Annotated in this window: 23 protein-coding genes; 4 read left to right on the top strand and 19 right to left on the bottom strand. The window is 37.3% G+C overall.

Annotation, left to right across the window (positions count from 1 at the left end; genetic code table 11):
* Nucleotides 1-152: 152 nt before the first annotated feature.
* The 4 genes from cls to FCJ93_RS00200 form a co-directional block, all read right to left on the bottom strand.
* Entirely contained in the window at nt 153-1,664 is a 1,512-nt protein-coding gene (gene cls / locus FCJ93_RS00215; protein WP_137742697.1) for a cardiolipin synthase, read from the bottom strand.
* Between the two features lie 130 nt (nt 1,665-1,794).
* Complete coding sequence (gene mecA, locus FCJ93_RS00210) at nt 1,795-2,460, bottom strand: adaptor protein MecA (RefSeq protein ID WP_095310070.1); 666 nt, start codon at nt 2,458-2,460, stop codon at nt 1,795-1,797.
* A 639-nt stretch (nt 2,461-3,099) separates the two neighbouring features.
* Nucleotides 3,100-3,495, bottom strand: a complete 396-nt coding sequence (gene spxA, locus FCJ93_RS00205) for a transcriptional regulator SpxA (RefSeq protein ID WP_137742696.1) — start codon at nt 3,493-3,495, stop codon at nt 3,100-3,102.
* Nucleotides 3,496-3,823: 328 nt separating this feature from the next.
* Nucleotides 3,824-4,399 carry a GNAT family N-acetyltransferase gene (locus tag FCJ93_RS00200; RefSeq protein ID WP_137742695.1) on the bottom strand — a complete coding sequence of 192 codons (576 nt, stop codon included), beginning with the start codon at nt 4,397-4,399 and terminating at the stop codon, nt 3,824-3,826.
* Between the two features lie 189 nt (nt 4,400-4,588).
* Between FCJ93_RS00200 and FCJ93_RS00195 the strand changes: the two genes are divergently transcribed.
* On the top strand, nt 4,589-4,774 hold the full coding sequence (locus tag FCJ93_RS00195) for a hypothetical protein (protein WP_095310064.1): 186 nt from the start codon (nt 4,589-4,591) through the stop codon (nt 4,772-4,774).
* A gap of 87 nt (nt 4,775-4,861) precedes the next feature.
* Here the strand turns inward: FCJ93_RS00195 and FCJ93_RS00190 are convergent, their stop codons facing one another.
* The 6 genes from FCJ93_RS00190 to FCJ93_RS00165 all read right to left on the bottom strand — a co-directional run bounded on the left by FCJ93_RS00190 (nt 4,862) and on the right by FCJ93_RS00165 (nt 12,120).
* Complete coding sequence (locus tag FCJ93_RS00190; protein ID WP_137742694.1) at nt 4,862-6,067, bottom strand: putative glycoside hydrolase; 1,206 nt, start codon at nt 6,065-6,067, stop codon at nt 4,862-4,864.
* Nucleotides 6,068-6,336: 269 nt separating this feature from the next.
* Nucleotides 6,337-7,278, bottom strand: coding sequence for an ABC transporter ATP-binding protein (locus FCJ93_RS00185; protein WP_137742693.1), 942 nt, complete (start codon nt 7,276-7,278; stop codon nt 6,337-6,339).
* Nucleotide 7,279: 1 nt separating this feature from the next.
* Nucleotides 7,280-8,323 carry an ABC transporter ATP-binding protein gene (locus FCJ93_RS00180; RefSeq protein ID WP_137742692.1) on the bottom strand — a complete coding sequence of 348 codons (1,044 nt, stop codon included), beginning with the start codon at nt 8,321-8,323 and terminating at the stop codon, nt 7,280-7,282.
* 20 nt (nt 8,324-8,343) lie between these two features.
* Nucleotides 8,344-9,366 (bottom strand): oligopeptide ABC transporter permease, encoded by a 1,023-nt coding sequence (gene opp3C, locus FCJ93_RS00175; RefSeq protein WP_137742691.1) that lies wholly within the window; start codon nt 9,364-9,366, stop codon nt 8,344-8,346.
* Nucleotides 9,366-10,295, bottom strand: coding sequence for an oligopeptide ABC transporter permease (gene opp3b, locus FCJ93_RS00170; RefSeq protein ID WP_137742690.1), 930 nt, complete (start codon nt 10,293-10,295; stop codon nt 9,366-9,368). The genes opp3C and opp3b overlap by 1 nt, the downstream gene beginning before the upstream one ends.
* 133 nt (nt 10,296-10,428) lie before the next feature.
* Nucleotides 10,429-12,120: a peptide ABC transporter substrate-binding protein gene (locus FCJ93_RS00165; protein ID WP_137742689.1), complete on the bottom strand. Its 1,692-nt coding sequence runs from the start codon at nt 12,118-12,120 to the stop codon at nt 10,429-10,431.
* A 256-nt stretch (nt 12,121-12,376) separates the two neighbouring features.
* On the opposite strand from FCJ93_RS00165, the gene FCJ93_RS00160 reads away from it, so the two are divergent.
* Nucleotides 12,377-12,736 carry a DUF3899 domain-containing protein gene (locus tag FCJ93_RS00160; protein WP_170211176.1) on the top strand — a complete coding sequence of 120 codons (360 nt, stop codon included), beginning with the start codon at nt 12,377-12,379 and terminating at the stop codon, nt 12,734-12,736.
* Between the two features lie 92 nt (nt 12,737-12,828).
* Entirely contained in the window at nt 12,829-13,821 is a 993-nt protein-coding gene (trpS, locus tag FCJ93_RS00155) for a tryptophan--tRNA ligase (protein ID WP_137742687.1), read from the top strand.
* A gap of 63 nt (nt 13,822-13,884) precedes the next feature.
* Here the strand turns inward: trpS and FCJ93_RS00150 are convergent, their stop codons facing one another.
* From FCJ93_RS00150 to FCJ93_RS00110, 9 genes are all read right to left on the bottom strand, one after another.
* The gene (locus tag FCJ93_RS00150; protein WP_137742686.1) at nt 13,885-14,631 is read right to left on the bottom strand and encodes a YjbA family protein; all 747 of its coding nucleotides are present in this window, start codon (nt 14,629-14,631) and stop codon (nt 13,885-13,887) included.
* Nucleotides 14,632-14,949: 318 nt separating this feature from the next.
* Entirely contained in the window at nt 14,950-16,845 is a 1,896-nt protein-coding gene (locus tag FCJ93_RS00145; protein ID WP_137742685.1) for an oligopeptide ABC transporter substrate-binding protein, read from the bottom strand.
* A gap of 15 nt (nt 16,846-16,860) precedes the next feature.
* Entirely contained in the window at nt 16,861-17,769 is a 909-nt protein-coding gene (locus FCJ93_RS00140; protein ID WP_137742684.1) for an ABC transporter permease, read from the bottom strand.
* 27 nt (nt 17,770-17,796) lie between these two features.
* Nucleotides 17,797-18,759 carry an oligopeptide ABC transporter permease gene (gene opp4B / locus FCJ93_RS00135; protein WP_137742683.1) on the bottom strand — a complete coding sequence of 321 codons (963 nt, stop codon included), beginning with the start codon at nt 18,757-18,759 and terminating at the stop codon, nt 17,797-17,799.
* A 5-nt stretch (nt 18,760-18,764) separates the two neighbouring features.
* The gene (locus FCJ93_RS00130; protein WP_137742682.1) at nt 18,765-19,697 is read right to left on the bottom strand and encodes an ABC transporter ATP-binding protein; all 933 of its coding nucleotides are present in this window, start codon (nt 19,695-19,697) and stop codon (nt 18,765-18,767) included.
* Complete coding sequence (locus tag FCJ93_RS00125) at nt 19,684-20,697, bottom strand: ABC transporter ATP-binding protein (RefSeq protein WP_137742681.1); 1,014 nt, start codon at nt 20,695-20,697, stop codon at nt 19,684-19,686. The genes FCJ93_RS00130 and FCJ93_RS00125 overlap by 14 nt, the downstream gene beginning before the upstream one ends.
* A gap of 250 nt (nt 20,698-20,947) precedes the next feature.
* Entirely contained in the window at nt 20,948-21,679 is a 732-nt protein-coding gene (locus FCJ93_RS00120) for a DUF2268 domain-containing protein (RefSeq protein WP_095310037.1), read from the bottom strand.
* A gap of 267 nt (nt 21,680-21,946) precedes the next feature.
* Nucleotides 21,947-23,188, bottom strand: a complete 1,242-nt coding sequence (fabF, locus tag FCJ93_RS00115) for a beta-ketoacyl-ACP synthase II (RefSeq protein WP_137742680.1) — start codon at nt 23,186-23,188, stop codon at nt 21,947-21,949.
* 33 nt (nt 23,189-23,221) lie between these two features.
* Entirely contained in the window at nt 23,222-24,154 is a 933-nt protein-coding gene (locus FCJ93_RS00110; RefSeq protein WP_137742679.1) for a beta-ketoacyl-ACP synthase III, read from the bottom strand.
* Between the two features lie 254 nt (nt 24,155-24,408).
* Between FCJ93_RS00110 and FCJ93_RS00105 the strand changes: the two genes are divergently transcribed.
* Complete coding sequence (locus FCJ93_RS00105; protein ID WP_095310031.1) at nt 24,409-24,741, top strand: hypothetical protein; 333 nt, start codon at nt 24,409-24,411, stop codon at nt 24,739-24,741.
* Nucleotides 24,742-24,769 lie beyond the last annotated feature (28 nt).

Here is a 24,769-nt window from a genome sequence, read left to right as displayed (position 1 = left end):
CTATTATATGGCGATGTTGATTCATTTACAATATATCGGCAAAAATCGTATTATATCAGCGTTCTTTCAAATATATCAGCGAAAAATAAAATTTATCGGCGAAACGTAAAAATACGAACCAAAAAAAGAATCCTAAAACTTTAGGATTCCTTCTATAAAAACGGGGATAGCAGTCTTGATAACGATTCCATCAAACGATAGCCAAGATGACGGTTCTTGAATTCCTCTAAATTCAGTAAGCTCGCATCTTGCAGATCAAGTTCATATTGCTGCGCTAAATTTTTCGTGCTTCTCGTATGATAGAGAAAGGCATTCACTTCAAAGTTTAAATGGAAACTTCTCATATCCATATTTGAAGTCCCAATTGATGCGATCGAATCGTCAACGATCATTAGTTTGCTATGCATGAATCCCTTTTCATATTCATAGATTTTTACCCCTGCTTCTAAAAGCGCCGGAAAATAAGAGCGTGAAGCATGAAAAACAATGCGTTTATCCGGCTTATTTGGTACTAATAATCTCACATCAATGCCACTTAATGCCGCAATTTTTATAGCGCTAAAAATATCCTCATCAGGAATGAAATATGGAGATGCAATCCAAACTGATTTTTTTGCTGAAGTGATCATGGAAAAGAAAATATTTTTTATAACACTCCATTCATTGTCAGGACCACCTGCAATAAGCTGTACTCCACCATGATCATTCTCAATTAAAAGGGGTGATAAATATTCAGCAGTTAATAGGCTCTTCCCCGTCATGTAATACCAGTCTTGCAGAAAAATAAGCTGTAAAGAACGAACAGCCTCTCCCCTTACCCATAAATGGGTATCTCGCCAATGGCCAAAATGCCTGCTCCGTCCTAAATATTCATCACCGATGTTCAGACCCCCAACAAAGCCAATGCTTCCATCAATGACAATGATCTTTCTATGATTGCGAAAGTTAAACTTATCATTTAGAAACGGTATGTGAACTGGTCCGAATGGAATCATCTCTATCCCCGCTGCGCGCATTTCTTTTATATAGCTTTTGGAAAGCATCCAGGAACCGACAGCATCATAAAGAAAGCGGACCTTCACTCCTTCACGAACCTTTGAAATTAATATATCTTTTAGCTTCGAACCGATTTGATCATGACGGACAATATAATATTCAAGATGTATATGGTGAGTGGCTTTTTTTAAAGCATGAATAATTTCTTTGAAAGTTTCTTCACCATTGGTTAATATTCTTGTTTCTGTCCGAAAGGAAATAGGACTATTGCCTAACTTTTGAGCAAGAAAGAATAGTTTCCTTTCATCTGGCGCCATTTCCTCTACTCTTTCAACGATGGAATAATCAATGTCTCCTTCAATTTTTAAAAAAGTCTGTTTGTCCAATAAATATTTTTTCCTAAACATTTTCTCCTTGCTGTGGTTTCTGCCAAATAGTAGATAAAAAATAAATCCAAGCAACGGAAAGCTACCTAACACCACTAACCACGTTAAAGTTTGGCTTGGGTGGCGATTTTCCAAAAAAATGACAAAACCAATAAAAACGACAGAAAGAGTGATGATAATACTAGTGTAGCCTAGCAATCCGCCTTCAATATGTTCGGAAAAAAAATAATACAGCACAGATAGGATAGCTAGAAAAAAAAGGATTCTTACTGTATTTTTCAAATGCCTTCACCTCCGCTAACTCCATCCTTCATATTTTTGCCTTTATCAATACAGTCGGACATTGGATAAAAAAAGGCGAAGGAGTAAACAGGTAAAAAAATACCGATCTCATGACTGAAATCGGCAACTGTTAATTGAAATACTTTCTTAATTCTGCAAAAACATTTTCAGCTATGATAAGCTTCCCATATTCTTCAACTCGATGGAATGTCACTTGCGTTTCCACTCCATATTCAAGAAGAATGCTCAAGCAATCATCAACCTCATCCTCTTCAAACTCATCCTCATGAAATTCAATAAATAAATAATATTTCCCTTCAAAAGAATATAGTTTTGTATTTAATGCGTCGAGAATATTACGATTTGCTAAAGCGATCAAATCTTCAAAATCATTGAAGGCGATTAAAAATTCTAATGATTCTTCTAAATCCCCATCAAGCTCAACATTTTTTGTCGTAAAATGTTGATCAAGCAGTTCTTCAATTCTGTCATCCACAGGAAGGTCCTTATACTTATCCTCTGGTATTGGAAGTTCAAATTTCTGCCCATCTTTAGATACTTGAGCCTTCGTCACAAGAACTTCAAGCCCTTTATCCAATGCTTGTACTTGAATCCAAAGCGGGCCTTCAATCATGAATTCTTCCTCTTGATGGATTTCATCCATCATTTCCCAGAATAATTCTTCACTTCGCTCCCTGTTATACCAAATTTCTTCCCGATCAAAACCTCGTTCTTCTATATCAACGTATGAAATGTAAAACTTTACCGTATGATCATTAATGCGTTCTATTTCCATCAAGTAACCTCTCCCTTCTTGCATTATTGGAAGGGAATATATACCCCCATGCAGAACATGTTACCCTTTATCCGTCATTTTAATCTTAAAAAAATGATATGTGACCTTGTACTTATATTTTATGATAAAAATAAGATAAAGGGAAATAAAATATGATGGAATTCTAAAAACCATTATATGCCTAGTTTTGTTCAAATAATCAATAAGAACCTCATTTGTTGTATCTTAACAAAAAAAAGGGATCCTCACAATCATTTAAGCTTATTCTTTACCATATGAATTAATTTCATAATGTACCATCGCTAATTAAAAAACGGACAATATCATGTTTAATAATCATTTATATCAGCTTTTACTCTTAAAATAATGTAAAAGTCAATGAACATTCGTTTTTTAACTTGAAGTGCGCAATTATGAAATGGACTGATATATAAGAAATTTCACAATTTCGTTTTATTTTGCCATTCTTTTATCTTTTTTGGGTGTTCGTGCCGTTAAGACTTATTATAACCTTTAAGGGAAAACAAAATAAGCCAACCGATGAAAATCTGAACGGTTCCCCTGTGCTAGACAAAAGGTTGAGCCAAACCTATCATAAATAAGAAAAAAACCTTCGATCCATTGATCGAAGGTTACTTGTTAGTTAACAAGACGCCGAGCCTCTTGAAGTTGAAATGTCCGAACCTTTCTTGGTAGGAAACGGCGAATTTCATCCTCATTATAGCCTACTTGAAGACGCTTTTCGTCAATAATGATTGGACGTCTAAGCAGACCAGGATTATCCTTAATGAGCTCCAATAAATTTTGAAGTGGCATTGTTTCCAAATTCACATTCAATTTTTGGAATGTTTTTGATCGCGTTGAAATTATTTCATCTGTTCCATCCTCAGTCATACGAAGAATTTCTTTAATTTCTTCTATCGTCAAAGGTTCGGAAAAAACATTGCGCTCTTGATAAGGAATTTCATGCTCTTCAAGCCAAGCCTTTGCTTTTCGGCAAGATGTGCAACTAGGTGAAGTGTATAATGTAACCATTTTATTTCACACTCCTTCAATTTCGACAAAATCGAAAAATCTATATTAGATTCATTCTCATTTGAGTACTAAATTAAAATTACTATAAATAAGTAATTTCTATTGTTTTATTATACACCAATGTTGACTAAAAAGGTATAGTTTTTTGCGGAATACAGAGAATGTTTTTTTGGCAAAGCCTGTTTTATAGCACTCTTTATATAAGACGAATGAGTCGCAGAAAAGTTTCACTTTTTACCCAAAATCGTTAATTTTTTTTCACCCGAGATTTTAGTACGATTTCGTTTTTGATCTATAATTCTCAATTAAATTGATGAATTGAAAAAAATTATAAATCCTTTAACATGTCCTCTCTGTCACTATCCTCTTGAAACGTTAATACCTCCTCTACAGGTTGATAGGAAGAGCCGTAAATTTCTTGATCCTTGTAAGTGTGAATCTGGTCATACGTTTTACGCATCGCCTCATAAATCTTTTCTTCACTTTCACCGCTCGGAGTCCAATATAAGATTTCCATCTCATTTATTTCTTCTGTAGCAAGGGAGCGTCTTCGGTATCCAATCGATTGGGCATGTTGAAATCCTTCTCTTTTATAGAAACGCAATCGCTTCTCAGAATCACTGTCTTCATAATCAACAGGCTCAACTTCAAGTATAATCGGTTTTTCTTTACGCTTTAATTTTTCAAGCAGTTCATGTCCCAATCCTTGACCTCTCGCATCCTTTGACACGAATAAGTAGTCAATAAAGACAAAATAATCAAACTCAGCATACATCAAAACATGGTGCGGACCTTCATCCTTATGATAAACATCTGAGCGTTCCTGCAATAACGTCTCCATATGCTTCTTCGATTTCATTTCTTCAATCGGGAAATACTGATTGAGCTTTTCATACCAGTGCATGGTTCATCTCCTTTACTTCGTACAAATTGTTTCTTTTTAAACTTCCCTATTATTTTCCTATTAAACCAATTTTATTACGGTTATCTTATAATTTTCCCTTTTCTTCAATATGATCTTCTTTTACAATGAGGGTAGGGGATAATTATAGTTTGTATGAAAAATTTTTGAAACAAATATGGGGGGTTAACCATGCCAGGGTACATAATGGACTTAACAATTGTTGCTGTTCTCATTATTGGAATAACGGCGTTGATGGGAGTTCTCTTAAATGGAATCGGTACTAAAGTGTTCGGTGGTAAAAACAAATCGGAGTTCGTTGATAAATCTGAAAAAATTCAAACCGGCTGGAAAAGTGTCGGCGGATTTAAGAAATAATTGAATCACAAAAAATGGCAGGTGTTTACATGAACACCTGCCACCATTATTTATCTCGCTACCAGTCCCTGCCGCATCCCGAAAAAATTAACGCCCTGGAGTATAGTCCACATTCTTACTATAGGTATTACCAGCATTCCATAAAAGAAACTCATTGATACCATGATCATTTAAAGCCTTTATTTGTGCTTCAACCTCGGCCTTTCCATATTTTTTATAGTTTCCTTTACCCAACCAAGTGGCTGTAAAATCTTGAAGCCATGGTCTGGATATCGGAGGATTTTCAAGACTAGATAAAATATTGGATTCCAGCTTGGCATACTCAGAGACGAGCTTGTACGGCTCCAAATCAGGTTTGCTAATACCAAAATAAGAAGTCCAATGACTGGGATAAATCATCGAAGAGATGACATCAATATGCTCGCTTATTTTTGAGAAATTTTGTCCAATTCCTGGGGCTTCAGGCAATGTTGCCGTATATCCAAAAATATCGACTGAAACCTTAACCCCGTATGGTTCAAGTTGCTTTTTGGCATAGGCGATAAAATCGGTAACTGCTTGTACCCTTTTTTGCGTGTCATCTTCCTGTAATTTCTCATAATTGCCCATTGAATAATGCAATTTCTTATCTCTTGTTTCAAAACCCTCCGGAAAACGAACATAATCAAATTGAATTTCTTGGAAGCCCATCTTTGCAGCTTCTATTGCAATTTCAACATTATAATCCCAAACCTCTTGTAAAAACGGATTGACAAAGGATTCTCCACGCCCATTCACCCATACATTAGAACCACTCTTAAAAGATAGGCCAGGCTTTGCCGTTGCTAAAACTGTATCCTTAAAGACGACGATGCGGGCAATCGGATAAATTTTCTTTTCCTCCAATGTTTTTAACATTTGCGTTGGGTTTTTTATATAATTCTTTCCAATATTTTTATATGATGAAGAGTTATCAGGAATGTACGTAAGATTCCCCCAATCATCTTTTATATCAATGACCATCGAATTTAAATCAGTGTTCTCAATCAGTTTAATCAATTGCTTAAATTTTTCACTTCCAGCAGAATGCCCTGTAACATATATACCTCTTACAGCATCCGGATATTCGAACTGAAAACCGCTTTGATACTTAAAGCGCTTCATTTCGCTTGGTAAATCTTTCAGTAAAGAGATATGTTCACGCAGTGACTGTAACTTCGGTTGTTGCGCTTTTTTGTCGGGTGCAGCGAAAGCACTAGTTCCAAAAATAAAGGTAATTATAGTAAAAACAAAAACAGTACGAAGAAATTTCATAAATATCCCCTTTTCCCCGCTAACTTTGGATAAACAGGGCTCTTATACTATTTTAACGTTTCTTTGCCCTTAAATCTATCTGACTTTTTTCGATTAACATTTTGTAAAGAACCCGATAATCCCCATTAAATAGCTTTCTTACTGATGTACAAAACCAAAAGATATTCGACTAAAAAGAAAAAGGAGTCAAATTAAATCCCTTTCGCCCCAATGATTAGCAACTAAAAAAACATTGTGGAGAGAATTAACTATGACTCGATTTCCTTTTATTATTTTGCATATTGAGCTTTATACTGTTCCCATTCCTTAAGCGAACATTGAACAAAATGTCCAGGCTTTATTTCACGGAATTGGACATCGTCACCTTCAGTATATTGATGAACGCTTGGATTATATGTTTTTCGTTTACGATTGCGCTCATAATTTGGATCTGGCAACGGAATTGCCGACAATAAAGATTGTGTATATGGATGAATCGGGTTTTGATAAAGTTCGTCGGCTGGAGCTAGCTCGACTAATTTTCCAAAATACATAACACCGATTCGATCGCTTATATATTTGACCATGGAAAGATCATGGGCAATGAATAAATAGGTAAGTCCTTTTTCTTTTTGCAGCTTTTTCATTAAATTAACGACCTGTGCTTGAATTGAGACATCGAGTGCAGAAATTGGTTCGTCTGCAATAATAAATTCAGGTTCTACAGCAAGGGCACGAGCAATTCCGATACGCTGCCTCTGACCGCCTGAAAATTCATGGGGATAACGATTCGCATGTTCTTTATTCAAACCAACAGTTTCTAATAATTCCACAACTCGTCTCTTGCGCTCTTCTTTTGATTTAGCTAGGCCATGAATATCAATACCTTCCGCAATGATATCAGACACTTTCATCCTCGGGTTTAAAGATGCTTGTGGATCTTGGAAAATCATCTGCATTTTTCGATTGAATTCTTTTAATTCAGCCTTTGATTTTTTTCCATGAACATTGACGCCATCAAAGATCACTTCTCCATCTGTCGCATCGTAAAGGCGTATAATCGTTCTTCCTGTAGTTGACTTTCCACAACCAGATTCTCCCACTAGTCCTAACGTTTCACCACGATAAATATCAAAAGAGATGTCATTCACCGCTCTTACCTCATTAGCTTTGCCAATGTTGAAATACTGCTTTAAATTTTTAATTTCTACTAATTTTTCAGTCGTCGCCATTTTAGTTACCCTCCTTCATTTCAAGGAATTCACGTTGACGCCTTTTCACCGCTGGAGGCGGCTCTACTTTTGGAGCGTCTGGATGCAGCAGCCATGTCGCCGCATAGTGCGTATCAGATACCTTGAACATAGGCGGTTGCTTTTCTAAGTCGATTTTCATGGCGTAAGCATTACGCGGTGCAAATGCATCTCCTTTTGGTGGATGGAGCAAATCAGGTGGAGTACCCGGAATGGCATACAGTTCTTCATCATCCGAATCAAGTGTTGGCATGGAACTAATTAAGCCCCAAGTATACGGATGTTGAGGATTATAAAAAATCTCATCAACTGTTCCGATTTCAACAATTTTTCCGCCGTACATAACTGCCACACGATCTGCAACATTTGCTACAACACCGAGATCATGGGTAATGAAAATAATCGACGTATCAATTTTTTTCTGTAAATCCTTCATCAATTCCAAAATTTGTGCTTGGATCGTAACATCTAACGCTGTTGTCGGCTCGTCCGCGATCAGTACCTTCGGATTACAAGCAAGAGCAATCGCAATAACAACACGCTGACGCATTCCACCTGAGAATTGATGCGGGTATTGCTCAAAACGCACTTCTGGATTGGGGATCCCAACCAGATCAAGGATTTCAATCGCCCGCTTTTTTGCAGCCGACTTACTAAGCTTTTGATGCTTGATAATCGGCTCAATAATTTGTTTTCCAATTTTCATCGTTGGGTTTAAAGATGTCATCGGATCCTGAAAAATCATGGAAATTTCTTTTCCGCGTATCTTCTGCATTGCCTTATCAGAAAGCTTTGCGAGATCCTTTCCACCAAAAAGAATTTCTCCCGTTTTTATTTCAGAGTTGGATTCTGGCAATAAACGCATGAGCGCTTTTGTTGTAACTGATTTACCGGAGCCAGACTCACCAACAATTGCTAATGTTTCACCCTTCAACAGATCAAAATTCACTCCACGAATAGCTTGTACCTCTCCACCGAATGTGTGAAATGAAATGTGCAAATCCTTAACCTCTAAAATCTTTTCCATTTTCTTTTCACCTACCTTTTCTAATCGCGCATTTTCGGATCTAACGCATCTCGAAGTCCATCTGCAACCATATTAAAACAAATCATAATTAAGCTGATTACGGTCGCTGGAATAATCATTTGATATGGATAAAGCTGCAATACTTTAAATCCTTCATCAATCAATGTACCTAATGAGGCATCAGGCGGCTGTAATCCTAGTCCGATAAAGCTTAAGAAAGCTTCAAAGAAAATTGCACTAGGAATGGTAAACATTGTGTTAATGATAATAACACCAGCTAAGTTCGGAACTAAATGCTTGCTAATAATTTTCCCATTTGAAAGCCCTAATGTTCTTGCAGCTAGAACATATTCCTGATTTTTCAGTTTAAGCACCTGAGCCCGGATAACCCTTGCCATCGTAATCCAGCCTGTAATCGTCAGCGCCAACGTAATGGATAAAATCCCTGGATCTAAAAGAATCGTCATTAAAATTACAACGACTAAATTCGGGATCCCAGATAAAATCTCGATGACACGTTGCATAATATTATCTGTTCTTCCTCCAACAAATCCGGAAATAGCACCATAAATGACCCCGATAATCATATCAATTGCAGCGGCTAAAAAGGCAATGTAAAGTGAAACTTGTGTCCCTTTCCATAAACGGGTAAAAAGATCACGTCCTAAGCTATCGGTACCAAACCAATAATATTCCTCAACATTTTTTTGTTCATAAGCATTATAAACGTCACCATTTTTTCTAGTTAAATTACCATCAAACGGCAACCAACTTACATTTTCTAAAACTGGGATACGTGGCGGCAAATTATTATGCTGTAAATTTTGTTCCTCATAAGTGTGACCTGTTAAATGAGGTCCAACCAATGCCATAATCGTCAATATCGCGATAATCACCAAACTAACGATGGCGCCTTTATTTTTCTTCACTCTAAGCCATGCATCCTGCCAATAGTTTAAGCTTGGTTTAGAAATTTCTTCGCTTTTCGCAGAGTCCAATTGAGCGGGTGAAAACATTTCTTTTGCAATTTTTTCTTGCTCCATTATTTTTTCCCTCCCGCTAAACGAATTCGTGGATCAATGACACCGTATAAAAGATCAACGATTAAAATAACTAAAACAAATAATCCCGCAAATAAGAGCGTTGTTCCCATAATAACAGGATAGTCATTCACTTGGATAGATTTAACAAATTGTTCTCCAATTCCTGGAATACCAAAGATTTTTTCGATGACTAATGAACCAGTCATTAAACTAACAACAAGTGGTCCTAGCACCGTAATAACTGGAATAAGAGCATTTCTCAATGCATGCTTGAAAGCTATCTCAAACCAGCTTGCCCCTTTTGCTTTTGCAAGGGTAATATAATCAGATTCCATTACTTCAATCATTTCCGTTCTCACAAAACGCGAAGCTGTTGCAAGAGGGAACATTGCTAGCGCAATAGTTGGAAGCACCATATATTCTGGACCGCGCCAAAATGCTACTGGGAACCAACCTAGTTTCACGCCGATATAATATTGAAGCAATCCGGCAAATACAAATGACGGAATGGATTTACCAAGTACAGCAATAAAGGTCGAAGTATAATCTACCCATGTATTTTGCTTTAGAGCAGCTACAACTCCTAAAATGACCCCAAAAAATGTGCCAAACAGTATTGCTAACCCCCCTAGTGTTGCTGAAGGACCAAGGCTTTTAATGATAATGTCAGTTACCCCAACGTTATTAAATTGAAATGAAACACCTAAATCTCCTTTTAATAAGTTCATCATATAATTTGCATATTGCACTGGCACTGGGTCATCGAGACCGTACTTATCAATCATAATGCTCAGCTGTGTGTCTGATAATTTATCTGCATTTGAAAAAGGCGTACCCGGGATAATCTTCATGAGGAAAAAAGTAAACGAGGCAATTAAAAATAGAGTTACCACCATATAAATGATACGCTGAGTCAGATATTTCGCCATTTCTTACGCACCCCCTAATTTTTCTAAATCTCAAAAAAGTTAGACTGTTTTTTTGCAAAGGGAAAAGAGAGTATATTGAGAAACAATATACTCTCTTCTTATAACAATGTTAGTAATTGTCATAATTTTCCTATTATTTTACAGAAGTCCACTTAAAGCTATACTCAGGTCCTACTAAATGGTAAGTAAAGTTTTCTACTTTCTCATTTACAAGTAGGTTAGAAGAACGTTGATAAAGCGGTGCAATGGCTGCATCCTCTTCAAGCAAAATTCTTTCTGCCTCAGCAAGCGCTTCATAGCGTTCCACCGGCTTCTGAGCTAAAGTAGTTTGAGCCTCTTCAATAAGTTGGTCATACTTCTTATTTGAATAGTCCATCTTATTGTTTCCTCCGCCTGTTAACCATAAGTCAGAGAACGTCATTGGGTCTAAATAGTCAGGTCCCCAACCATGCATTTGCAGATCGTAATCCTGCTTATTCTGGCGGTCAATACGTACGCTGAATGGCACGCTTTCTACGTTAATTTTCATTCCAGGAAGATTTGTTTCTAATTGATTTTTCACATATTCAGCCGATTTCTTTGCCGTTTCTGTATCATCAGTTAAATATCTTAACTCAACAGAATCAGTACCAAGCTCAGCTAAACCAGCTTCCCAAGCTTTTTTCGCTTCATCTAAGTTATATGGCAACAATTCATTTCCGTTAATGGCACGGAAATCTTCGCCAGTCTCATCATTCTTAACAAATTCATTAGGAACAGCATAGTTTGCCACGATAGAACCGTTGTTTAATACGCTATTAACGAAGTCTTCCTTATTAATAGCTTGTGCAATTGCCTTGCGAATATTGACGTTTTTCAAAGCATCGCTCTCTTTTTGGTTCATTTTCAACCAGAAGATCGTTGGTTCTAACCACTTAACTAATCTTGGGTCTCCCTCATACTGAGGAACTACGTCTGAAGATAATTTAGAAGTAATATCAACTTCTCCTGTCTCAAATGCATTTGCTGCAGATTGAGATTCTTTTAATACATTCCATGTAACCTTTTCTAATTTAACAGTATCTGCATCCCAATAGTCTGCATTTTTCACATATGACCATTCAGAATCAGTGCTTCCATCCCAATCTGCTAAAACAAATGGACCATTGTATAGGATAGAATCAGAATTTACACCATAGTTTTCGCCTTGTTCTTCAACAAACTTTTGGTTTTGTGGATAGAACGTTGGGAACGTCATTAATGATTTGAAAAAAGGAACCGGTCTCTCAAGAGTGACTTCAAGAGTTTTATCATCGATTGCCTTTACACCTAGAGTATTGAGATCATACTCTTTCTTTTCAGCTGCAGCAGCAGTTATTTCGGCTGCACCTTTAATTTTTCCATCCATCATATATGGACCATACTCGGAAGCAGTTTCAGGATCAATCGCACGCTGCCAAGCATAAACAAAATCGTGTGCCGTTACAGGTTCACCGTTAGACCATTTAGCATCTCTTAGTTTAAAAGTGTACACTGTTCCGTCTTCACTTATTTCTGGCTCACCTTCTGCCATTCCTTCAACAACTTCTTGATTTCCATCTAAACGATATAAACCTTCATTAACGTTGTTTAATGTCGTAAAGCTTATTGTATCTGTTGACTTTACACTATCCATGTTCGGAATAGCTTGCGCTTCCAACATTTTTATTTCTTGTGCGGCTGTTTCGTCAGCACCCTTTTTGTTATCATCTTTACCAGCATTATCTCCGCCGCCACCGCAAGCAGCTAAAAATGTGCTAAGTACGAGCATTAGAGATAAAAGTAGAAAAAATTTCGACTTTTTCACTAGTAGACCTCCCCTTCTTTATTTTCAGAAAAATGGTTACAATGACTATTATACAGATAATAAAGTTTTTGTAAATTATTTTCTTGCAAAAATTTTATTTTACAGAAATGTCAGTAATTTATCCTTTTTATAATTTCAGAATTATAAAAAAACACCTGTATATCAATATTTATACACTAAACGTGATAATTACTGCATTTATATTAATTTTATCTTATTATAGATTTGAATATTTTTTTTATACGGAGTTGATATTTTGAAAAAACAATTATCCCAAATAGCTTGGTTATTTTCCATTTCTAACTTTTTAATATTTCTTCTTTCCTTTCTGGTTTATCGTGAAATTTCTTTGTTGCTCTATATTAATATTTCATTTTATATTGGGGCATTATTCATATTTATTTCTTTACTATTTTTAACCATTAAAAGCGGTTTTTTTGACCAAATGACAAGATCGTTTCGCCTTGTTTTTGCAGGCAAAAATAGCAATAAGAAGGAAATAGAAAAAATGGTGTTGCCATCACAAATGATTTCAATAAATACACTTCCCTTTTTAATTAACGGCCTTTTAATTATTGCTTTTATGCTTCTCGCATTAGCAAACTATTCACGATAGCATTTTGCAGGTCTGTCCCCAGCCCTTCTCAATGTTTTAAGTCAAATAGAAAAATGGTATAATTTATTAATCGAGAATAGGAGGAAATAGGAATGGAAACGATTTTTTCAGGTATACAGCCAAGCGGAACCATTACACTTGGAAACTATATTGGCGCCATGAAGCAATTTGTTGAATTGCAAAATGAATATAATTGTTATTTCTGCATCGTTGATGAGCATGCTATTACTGTGCCACAGGATCCGATTCAACTTAGAAAAAATATTAGAAGCCTTGCTGCACTTTATTTAGCAGTTGGAATCGATCCTGAAAAAGCGACGCTCTTTATTCAATCTGAGGTGCCCGCCCATGCCCAAGCAGGATGGATGCTTCAATGCGTCACTTATATTGGCGAATTGGAAAGAATGACTCAATTTAAGGACAAATCACAAGGGAAGGATGCTGTCGTTGCCGGATTACTGACATATCCCCCATTAATGGTGGGAGATATTTTGTTGTATCAAACAAATTTAGTCCCTGTTGGAGAAGATCAAAAGCAGCATTTGGAACTGACAAGGGACATTGCAGAGAGATTCAATAAAAAATACAACGATATTTTTACGATCCCTGAAGTACGCATTCCTAAGGAAGGTGCAAGGGTCATGTCTCTTCAAGATCCATTAAAAAAGATGAGTAAATCGGACCCGAATCAGAAGGCATTTATTTCTTTATTAGACGAGCCAAAACAAATTGAAAAAAAGATTAAAAGTGCTGTTACAGATTCGGAAGGTATTGTTAAATTCGATCGAGAAAAAAAGCCCGGAATTTCTAATTTACTAACGATTTATTCAATTTTTTCAAATAAATCTATTCCAGAACTGGAAAACGAATATGAAGGCAAAGGTTATGGAGATTTCAAAGGCGATTTAGCGAAGGTATTAATTGAAGCGCTCGAACCTATCCAAAAGAAATACTATCAATTACTGGACTCTCCTCAGCTAGATGAAATTCTAGATCGAGGAGCAGAAAAAGCAAATACCGTTGCAAGTAAAATGGTTAAAAAAATGGAAAACGCTATGGGGCTTGGAAGAAAGAAAAGAAGATAATTGATTCAATATAACTAGCCGCTTGTCCCGTTCGACAAGCGGCTTGCTCTTAACACCTACAACCTAATTTACCCTTGAGCCATGCTCCATCTCCCACAATTTCTCAAAGAAAGGCTGTCCCTTAATTAAATTCTCACAAAATTGTTCATGCTTGGCTGACCAGCCATATTGAATCTCTTCATATAATTGCTGCCACACCTCTTCAAAAGGCAATTGTTGTATTTCACCGTAGCGTTCTGGACTCCACTCCGTATACCAATAGCGAATCTCAGCAACATTATCACAAGCACGAAGCTGATCAAGAGCCATAAACAACAATTGTTTTAATTGTCTTTCTTTCCTTGTTAAACCATTCATCAATTCTGGTGCAGGAGATAAAATATGAAATTCCTTTAAGGAAGACGAATCATTAAAGGAATAGTCAATCGGTTCATGACTTTCAATCATTTCATAGACCAATTGCTCCTGTCTCGGAATCAACCTGCTTTTACGTATCGGAATGTTGTAGCCAATCGTATCAACGACGATAATATCCATACCATCTGTAGCAATGAAACAATAATCAAGTTGAACTCTTTCATGATTCTTTCGTAAATACGCCTTTTGATAAATGTCATCCAACAACTGCTGTGGCAGTTCAGATAAATCATTTTCTATGTATTTAAACAAAACCGTACTGACTTTCAATAATGGCACTTGATCGAGCAACTCCACACCATCATCCTTGCGCCATTCATGGAAGTGACATACATTATATCCATTCTCTTCACCTTCAAACCAATTGACCCAAACATCATGGAGATATAACATGAATCTACCCCTCACTCCTTCAATCATACTTCCTCCACATCTAGATGCGAAATACTTTATGCGCAATAAAGTAATCTGTTTGTCACTCAGTATGGGCAGTGAGGGGGCAATTTATTCCCAAAAATCCCACCTTAAACCAATTTCTTTAAAGTCGGTGTTGATGTTTGGCTCCGTTCATTTGAAACAAAAAGTTTTTACACGAAAGAAGCCTAACTTCGTCTTATCAACTTCCAGAAAGCCAATCTTTAGCAATCTTTATGTTGGCTAAAAAAAAAGAAAAGACCCGCAAAACTTCGCGGATCTTTTCTTTTATATTTGTTATTCAGCTTTAATTGGTTCTTCTTGTGTAACAGAAATTTCATGATATTTTGTAGGTAGTACCCCTTCTTCAATCGTGTAGTTATGAACACGGTTGTTAACAGGTACAAGAATCGCACGATATAATGTTGGGAATACTGGCACTTCATCTACCATGAATTGTTGCCATTCTTTATATGCTTCTTTACGGTAATCCATATCAAACGCTTCTTGTGAAACCCCTTTTGCCATGATTTCATCATTCTTGTCACTTGCATAACGGGAGAAGTTATAGATGGCATCGCGACCATATAAACCTCGTGGGTCTACATCAATACCAACACCCCATGCACCTTGGAAAATATCAACTTTCGGATCATCATCGCCATTTTGCCCTACTCTCTCATAGAAAGAGTTAAACTCTTGGAGGCGGCCATCTAATAATTCAACTTTTAATCCAACAGCTTCCCATGCTTGGATATAATATTGAGCAAGCGGTTCAGCCGTGTCTCCACCAGACATTGTTGCAAAGTTAATCACTAACGGCTCTCCATTTTTATCTTCGCGAATTCCATCGCCATCCACATCGACATAACCTGCTTCTTCAAGCAATTGCTTTGCTTTTTCCGGATCATACGCTAATCCAGGATTTGTTTCATCATGGAATTCAGGATGAGACGGAGGAATTAATGTTGTCGCATTCCAGCGAAGACCGTGATAGAACTTGTTACCAACTGTATCATTATCAACCGCATGCCACATTGCTTTTCGGAGATTGACATCTGCCATTTTTGCATTTGGATCAGGTTTTACGGTTGCTGTTTCCTTATCCCATGTACCTAGTTTAAAACCAATATATGTGTAAGCACGGTCGATCTTTCCTAACCATTCAACATTAGATAAATTTGCATTGCTAGGGAATTGATCCACATCAAATTTATCTACAGTATCAACCTCACCCTTTTGTAGAGCTTGAGCTACAACATTCGGGTTGATGACTTTGACTGTAACTTGGTCTAGCTTTGGTTCTCCACGCCAGTAGTCCGGGTTTTTCTTCATCACTACTGCTTCACCAGGAGTGATGCTCTCAACGATGAAAGGACCGAAACCAATTGGATTTTGACGCACTTCCGCTGATGCTGACATATCTGCTACTGCCATATCTCCAAAAATATGTTTTGCAAGTGGATATGTCCAAATACTTCCTGTTACTAATGACGGAGTTGATTCTTTATATGTGACTTGCAACGTTTTATCGTCTAATACTTCAATACCAGTAATCGTATCTGCCTCTCCTGCACGGTAAGCCTCTACTCCAACAATATTCGTGAAATCTGAACCGTAGCGCGGACCATCATAGTCAGGATCGGAAATCACTTCATGGGCAAATAACCAATCTTCTGCCGTTACAGGCTGACCATCATGCCAGTTCACATTATCTCTAATTTGGAACTTGATTGTAACACCCTTGTCTGTTACTTGAGCTGCTTCTTCGGCAGGCAATGTTGCAAGGACATCAGCAGAAACTTCATCTAAAGGCTCATAAGTTGCCGCCCCATCATTTGTGTACACATAGCTCTCATCCCAAGTTAATAACGATTCGTCAAACCAAGACAGAATTTCCCCATCTGGATTTCCAGAATAGAAATTCCAGTTTAATGTACCTTCAAACGCAGTATCAGAAACAAGACCAAAGGTAAAATTCCCACCTTCTATTGCTTCCCCTTCATTTGTTTTAACCTGTTTGAAATCATCGATGGAATATAGTCCATCTTCCTTTTTTGTATCTTCTGATGTCTTGTCTCCAGCATCTGACTCTTTAGCAGAATCATCCTTGCCGCCAGAACAAGCTGCTAATGCAAGCACCAATACAAGCATAAGCGCCAACAGAAGCTTACTAAATCTAGCTTTCTTCATTTTATTGCCTCCCTTTTATCCTCTTCTTTGTCTTGCGTCAGTCGCACGCTTCAGCGCTTGACCAACATTGTTTATACTTAACATCAATACTAAAATTAGCACTGATGCTGGTACCCAAACCCACCATCTAAATTCAAGCGTTTGCGGGTTTCTTGCATAACTGACAAGAGTCCCTAAACTTGGTGTGCTTTCAGGGAAGCCAAATCCTAAGAATGATAACCCTGATTCCAAGCCAATATTTGCTGCCAAATTCAATGTCATCGTAACGATGATTAACGAACTTAAATTTGGCAGAACTTGTGTGAACATAATCTTAAAATTTGATGTTCCAAGTGTTTTCGAAGCTTGTACGTAATCTAGTTCTTTTTCTTGAAGTGCTTTCGATCGAATTAATCGGGCGATTCCCATCCATAAGAAAGCAGTCATAATTAAAGAGAATGTAAGAATACTATATTTCGGAACAATTGCAACGAACACGATAACAATCATCAAGAAAGGTAAAACTTGAAAAAAATCCAAAATCCTCATCATGATATTATCAACGGTCCCACCGAAATAACCTGCTACTAAACCATAGATAATGCCAATAGCACCAGTCATCAATGTAACTAAAATTCCAATGGATAAAGAGTTACGTGTTCCGATAATCAATTGACCAAATACGTCCCGTCCACCATAATCGGTTCCAAGTAGAAACTCTTCAGAAGGCGGCTGATGAATTGAAAATAAATCAACCTTTACAATTTCTCTCACATCCAACAGTAACGAAGTTCCATACACTATAATCATAATGGCTATAAGAAAGATTAAGGAAAACAATGCTACTTTGTCCCGCATAATCTCCCGACCGACAATTCTCCAGCCAGAAGGGCTTTTAACGATTTCCGATCCTTCTTTTCCAATATCTATTTTGTTTGTTTCCATTTTTGCTCACCTCACAGTTTACGATGCTTATTTAATCCGAATACGCGGGTCAACTAGGCTTAAAATAATATCTGATAGCAATGTACCCAAGATGGTTAAAATTCCAAATAATAAGACAAGAGATGTTACAACACTATAGTCACGAAGAAGAATGGAATTTAAGAATAATTGCCCCATACCTGGATACCCAAAGATATTTTCGATAAAAATGGAGCCTCCGATTAACCCAGTGATTTCATATCCGAAGAAAGCAGCAATCGGCAACAGTGAATTTCTTAAAATATGGCGATTATACACTCTCGATTCAGATGCACCTTTTGCCCTTGCCGTTAAAATAAAATCCTTTTGCTTCGTATCAATAATCTCACTTCTTAAATATTGAACAGTTGATACGGTCGTGATCAATGCCATTGATAACGCCGGAAGCAGCATATGATACAGCTTGCTCATCACATATTCAAATGTTCCAGGTGTCAGCCCTGGCTTAACACTGCCCCCTGTTGGAAACCAGCCAAGATGAAAACCGAAGATCCACAACATCACTAGTGCGAAAATGAAAAGTGGTGCTGCAAAACCAATATACGTATAACCTGTAATTAAACGATCCGCCCACGAATCATTATAGCGTCCACTCGTAATCCCAAGCGGAATCGCAATTAAATACGTTAAAACTAAAGTCAGAAGTGAAAGCCAAAATGAATTTACAATTCTTTGCCACACCAACTCAGAAACAGGCATTTTAAAGTGAAAGGATTGGCCTAAATCACCTGTGAACACTCCAGCAACCCACCTCGTGTATTGCTCATACCACGGATCGTTCAATCCTAACTCTTCCCGTTTTTCGGCGATCGTGTTCGGATCAACATTTGGATCAATCAATCCGGTTAAAGCATCACCAGGCATCATTTTTGCTAGCATAAATACGATAATACTGAGTAAAATTACTTGTGGAATCATTATCATGATTCGTCGTATAGAAAATTTCCACATAACAATCAACCTTTCTCAGGCAAAGCCACTAGATGTGTGTCCGATACGGGCTGTAGTTGAAAGGCCAAGCCCTCGTCATCAAAGTATTGATTATATGCCTGTTCATACTCGTTCTTAACTTCTTGGCGAAATTGCAGGTGCTGCTGCCGATTTCGTGGATTCATATCAGGAATCGCTGCAACCAGACGTTTTGTGTATATATGCTGTGGATGATTAAAAATATCCTCTTTCGTTCCAGACTCTACATATCTACCTTTATACATAATGCCAATTTGGTCACACATATGTTTGATAACCCCTAAATCGTGGCTAATAAACAAATAGGTTAACCCTAGTTCTTTCTGAATTTCCTTCATAAAATTTAATACTTGAGCTTGTACGGAAACATCAAGTGCAGACACAGGCTCGTCTGCAATAATTAGTTTTGGTTTCAATGCAATTGCTCTTGCAATGCCAATCCTTTGTCTTTGTCCACCTGAAAACTCATGGGGGTATTTGAGAATACTTTCCGGATTTAAACCGACAAGTTCCAATAATTCTTGAACTCTCTTTGTTTCTTCCCCTTTTGTTAACTTTTCATAATTTCGTAAAGGTTCAGAAATAATATCAATAACCCGTTTTTTAGGATTTAACGAGGAATATGGATCCTGAAAAATCATTTGAATATCTCTGCGAATATCCTTATTCGCTTTATTTAAATTCGTGATATCCTGTCCTTCAAAAAAAACTTGTCCAGAGGTAATTTTATTTAGACCAATAATTGCCCTTCCTGTCGTTGTTTTACCAGAGCCAGATTCGCCAACTAGCCCATATGTTTTTCCTTTTTCTATAGAAAAATTGACCCCATCTACTGCTTTGATATGAGCCAATGTCCGACCAAATAATCCGCCTTTCACAGGAAAGTGAACCTTTAAGTCTTTTACTTCAAGATACGACATGCCGATTACCCTCCTTATCTCGATCAGGGAAATGAAAATCCTTGTAGCAGGTGCAGCGAACAAAGTGCCCTGGGCTTACTTCATGTAGTTGAGGATTTTTCTCATGTGCTGAATCCGCAATCCAGGGAATTCTCGCACCAAATCGACAGCCTTCTCGCGGTAAATTTTGTAATGCTGGAACTACACCTTGAATAACATGTAGGGTGGATTGCTCCTCGTTTGCCGTCGGCACCGAATTCAAGAGCGATCTTGTATAAGGATGTAAAGGATTTTCAAATAATGTATAGACATCAGCTATTTCAACAATTTGACCTGCGTACATCACTGCGACTCGATCAGCCATTTCTGCTACCACTCCTAAATCATGGGTAATCAGGATAACGCCAGCTCCAGACTCTTCTTTCAATTCCTTAATTAAATCCAGAATTTGTGATTGAATGGTAACATCAAGAGCAGTTGTTGGTTCATCTGCAATTAACAGTTCCGGATTATTAGCAATTGCCATTGCAATCACAACCCTTTGTCTCATCCCTCCAGATAGTTCATGAGGAAACTGATTAAAAACATGTTCAGGGCGGGGAATACCAACTTTATTCAATAATTCTAGTACTCTCTCTTTTCGCTTTTCCGCAGAATTTGTTCCATGTATGAGCAGTATTTCTCCGATTTGCTCTCCGATAATCATAAGTGGATTCAAGGCTGTTAAAGGATCCTGAAAGATCATCCCCATGTCCTTTCCACGTAGTTTATTTAATTTACTAGTTGGTAAATTCACAATATTCTGACCTTTAAAATTAATATTTCCTTCAATTTTTGCTCTGCTATGTAGATTCATAATGGAAAAGGCTAAAGCACTTTTACCGCATCCGGATTCTCCGACAATCGCGAGTAATTCATTTTTATTAACTGTTAAAGATACTCCGTCTACTGCTGGATAATAGTCATCTTTAATTCGAAAAGATGTCCGTAAATTATCTATTTTTAAGATTGGTTCGCTCAAAATAAATCCCCCTACCCTTTCACATAAAACTATGAATAGTGAACTTAAGCTTTTTAACAGCTATATTTTGAAGGCAAATTTGCATTTTGCCCGTTATTCAAATTATTCTGTTTATTTGTTCGGTTGATTAAAATATTATTACAATTTTGTTAAAATAGCAAGAGTTTTTTTACAATTATCAAAGTTCTCTTTATTTATAAATTTTCAAATGCTTGTCCAACAAGGTTTTATTCAGGTTATACTTATTTCATTATATGAAATTTTCGGAATTCGAATAAAAATTTATTTTTTCAGAAAAGTTTCCGTCTTTAGGCATTGCTTTTGTAAGATGATATCCAAGCGCATAACCAAGCAGCTTCGGGTAGCCCCTTTTCCCAAATAAAATCCTGTCATGAAGTGACTGCTCCCTCTTTATTTCAATAATTTTCTCTTTTAGCCCTTGCCAGTATTGCTCTAATTCTTTCTCCTCATAATAATCGCACCATTTTGCCCGATATTTGCTGCCGCAGTAGTACTCTACAGCATATTCTGCAAGCCCCTCTAATATGATGGAATCTAGTAAATTATAGTCAATTATTTCCTTTTTTTGCTTATTCATCCTGCAAACATGGTGATATTCATGGACAAACAAAGCTTCCAATTCCATCTGGTCTTCAAGTGGAGATAAAAACAAAAACATTTTCTTTTTAAAGGAAACACCGCCTTTATCACCAAATCTGCGATCAATCGGAAATATATAAATATTCACGTCGGGCCCATTCCATAGTTTTTGATATTTCGTTAATAACTTTCTCACTTCTTCCCATATCTTATTTTTTTGTAATCTTTGAAAATAGTCCCACGTCCTTCTATTCGGTGTATACATTCCAAACTGGACTAAATATGAATATAAATCGGGCTTACCCGAATCAATTTGTTCGCATATTTTACTCGGATGTTCAAAATTTTCATTTAGCCATTTATCAGTTTCAACAACTCCCACATGCTCCACCTCCAATTTTTCAATAGTTTATGAAAATAAGATTAAAAACGAAACTGGAAGCAGATAAAAAAGATTTAAGTGTATTCCTTCTCGAGGGTCTCTTGTTATTTTTGAATGAGCTGCAGTTCCAATTTGTCTACAGCAGCTCTTTTGTTTCTGCACCGGGCAGCCAGATTTTTATAATGCTTCCCTTCAGTGCAAAGAAAAAAGGGTTCAAAAAAGTGAAACACTTTTTTGAACTCTTTCTCATTTCCCCATTATTAACTTTTATTCTTCATATTTGCGAAAAACGATGGTTGCATTATGCCCACCAAATCCCAATGAATTACTGAGAGCAGCATGTACTTCCTGCTTTCTAGCAACATTTGGAACATAGTCTAAATCACATTCTGGATCTGGTGTTTGTAAATTGATTGTTGGTGGTAAAACAGAGTCTTTTAGAGCCAATACGGTGAAAATAGCTTCAACTCCGCCAGCAGCTCCAAGCAAATGACCTGTCATCGACTTCGTCGAACTCACGGCCAGCTTATTAGCATGATCACCGAACACTTCCTTAATGGCTAATGTCTCAAATTTATCATTATAATCTGTACTCGTCCCATGGGCGTTAATATAGCCAATATCTTCTGGCTTAAGCTCAGCGTCCTCGATCGCCATTTTCATCGCTCTTGCTCCACCTTCTCCACCTGGTGCGGGAGCTGTAATGTGATATGCATCTCCTGTTGCGGCATAGCCTACGATTTCAGCATATATTTTGGCGCCCCGTGCTAACGCATGCTCTAATTCTTCAAGCACAACAATTCCCGCTCCTTCTCCCATGACAAAGCCATCTCGATTTAAATCAAATGGGCGGCTTGCTGTCCCTGGATCAGGATTTGTAGACAGTGCCTTGTTTGCACAGAAACCAGCTATTGCCATTCTAGAAATAGGTGCTTCTGCTCCTCCAGTTACCATCGCATCTGCTTCACCACGTTGAATGACCTTAAAGGCATCGCCTATCGAATTTGTACCTGTTGCACAAGCGGTAACCGTACAGGAATTAAATCCTCTTGCTCCCAATGTAATTGAAACCTGACCTGCTGCCATATCAGGAATCATCATCGGAACAAAGAACGGACTCACTCTACGGTGGCCTTTGTTTAAGAATGTTTCAAATTGATTTTCAAACGTCTCCATTCCACCGATGCCTGAACCAATCCAAACACCGACACGATGTGAATTATCATCATTAATTTCTAATCCTGCATCTTTAACCGCCATCAGTGAAGCTGCGACAGCATAATGGGTGAAACGGTCCATTTTTCTAGCATCTTTTTTATCAATAAAGTCTTCAACATTAAAATCCTTAACCTCTGCCACCACTTTGGCAGGATAATCATCTGGGTTCAGTCTTGTTAGGATCCCAACACCTGAAATCCCTTCTTGAATCTTCTTCCAAGTTGTCTCAGCATCATTTCCAAGTGGAGTAACGGCGCCAATTCCCGTTACAACTACTCTTCTCTTCGTCATTTTATCCTTCTCCTTTGCACATAAATAGGTATGCTATCTTCCCCATCTTAATGCTATTGCTCCCCAAGTTAAGCCTCCACCGAAGCCAACCATTACAATAACATCATCATCTTTAATTTTTCCAGCTTCAAGCTCTTCGACAATTGAAATCGGAATCGAAGCTGCCGAAGTATTACCATATTTATGAACCGTTTTTGACATCTTTTCAAGTGGAAGCTCCAGCCTTTGTCTTGAAGCCTCCATAATTCGAATATTAGCTTGATGAGGAATGAGCATGTCTACATCTTCTTTTGTCAATCCAGCTTTATCCAGTACATTGACACTGCTTTCACCCATCTGCCTTACAGCAAATTTAAATACTTCTCTACCATTCATCATAATATATTCGTCTTGATATAGGTATTTTCCTCCTGTACCATCCGCTCCTAATTCAAAAGCTAAAATCCCACGGTTTTCCGATACTTGACCGATAACAGCCGCTCCAGCACCATCACCAAACAATACGGCCGTACTGCGATCGTCCCAATCCATGATCTTCGATAACTTTTCTACCCCAACTACTAGAACATACTTATATGCTCCACCTTCGACAAATTGCTTCGCTGTTACCATGCCATACATAAACCCAGCACATGCTGCACTTATATCCATCGCTGCGGCATTAACTGCCCCAAGCATCTCTTGAATTTTACATGATACAGATGGGAAAGGGGTATCTGGCGTCACAGTAGCGACCAAAATTAAACCAATTTCCTCCGGTGAAATATTTGCATTCTCAATCGCCTTTTTCGCTGCCCTATATGCCATATCAGAGGTATCTATATTGTGATCAGCAATTCGCCTTTCTTCAATTCCTGTTCTTGTGCGAATCCATTCATCAGAGGTATCCATTTTCTTTTCTAAATCCGTATTTGTAACAACATTATCCGGAAGAAATCTACCAATTCCTATAATCCCTGCGTTCATTCCTTATCTCCTTTCATCCAAAAAAGATGTAAGATTTTATTTATTATCCCGATTCATTTTTCCTAAAAAAGATTAGCCAGCCATTTTTTATTATCAATTATTATGACTTGGTACTAATTATTTTATCAAGATACATCGTTTCCTGCAACCTTTTTCGCCAGTATATTAGTTTCCTTCAAACTCCACGTTTGTCTATACCATTACAAATTAGAAAGAATAACCTAATATGGGATGAAAATAAGGAGGTGCTAGAAATGGAGGAGAAAAACACAAAAACGGAAGTAACTGATCGCTTTTCAAAATTCATGTTTGGAGAACGAAGCACACCTATTGTTGAGAAAACAACAGAAAATGAACAAAATAATTGGGACTGGATTCTCGGTGCACAGACAAGCAATAAAGCAAAAGCAGTAGGCAAAAGCAGTCATCATAACGGAATCAATAAGTCGATTGAACAATTTTTACAAAATGTTGATTACATGAAAGTAATGCATCATGTTGATACATTAATGACATCGACAAAGGAGCTAAAACCACTTTTAAATAAACTCAAGCCAGTTCTTGAACATTTCATTTCAAAGAAATAATAAAAATAAAAACTGCCTATCAATTTAA

Source organism: Robertmurraya siralis (assembly GCF_005502275.1).
In the GTDB taxonomy this organism is placed as follows: domain Bacteria; phylum Bacillota; class Bacilli; order Bacillales; family Cytobacillaceae; genus Robertmurraya; species Robertmurraya siralis.
Note: the sequence above shows the minus strand (reverse complement) of the source record. Positions and strands in the feature narration are given on the sequence as shown.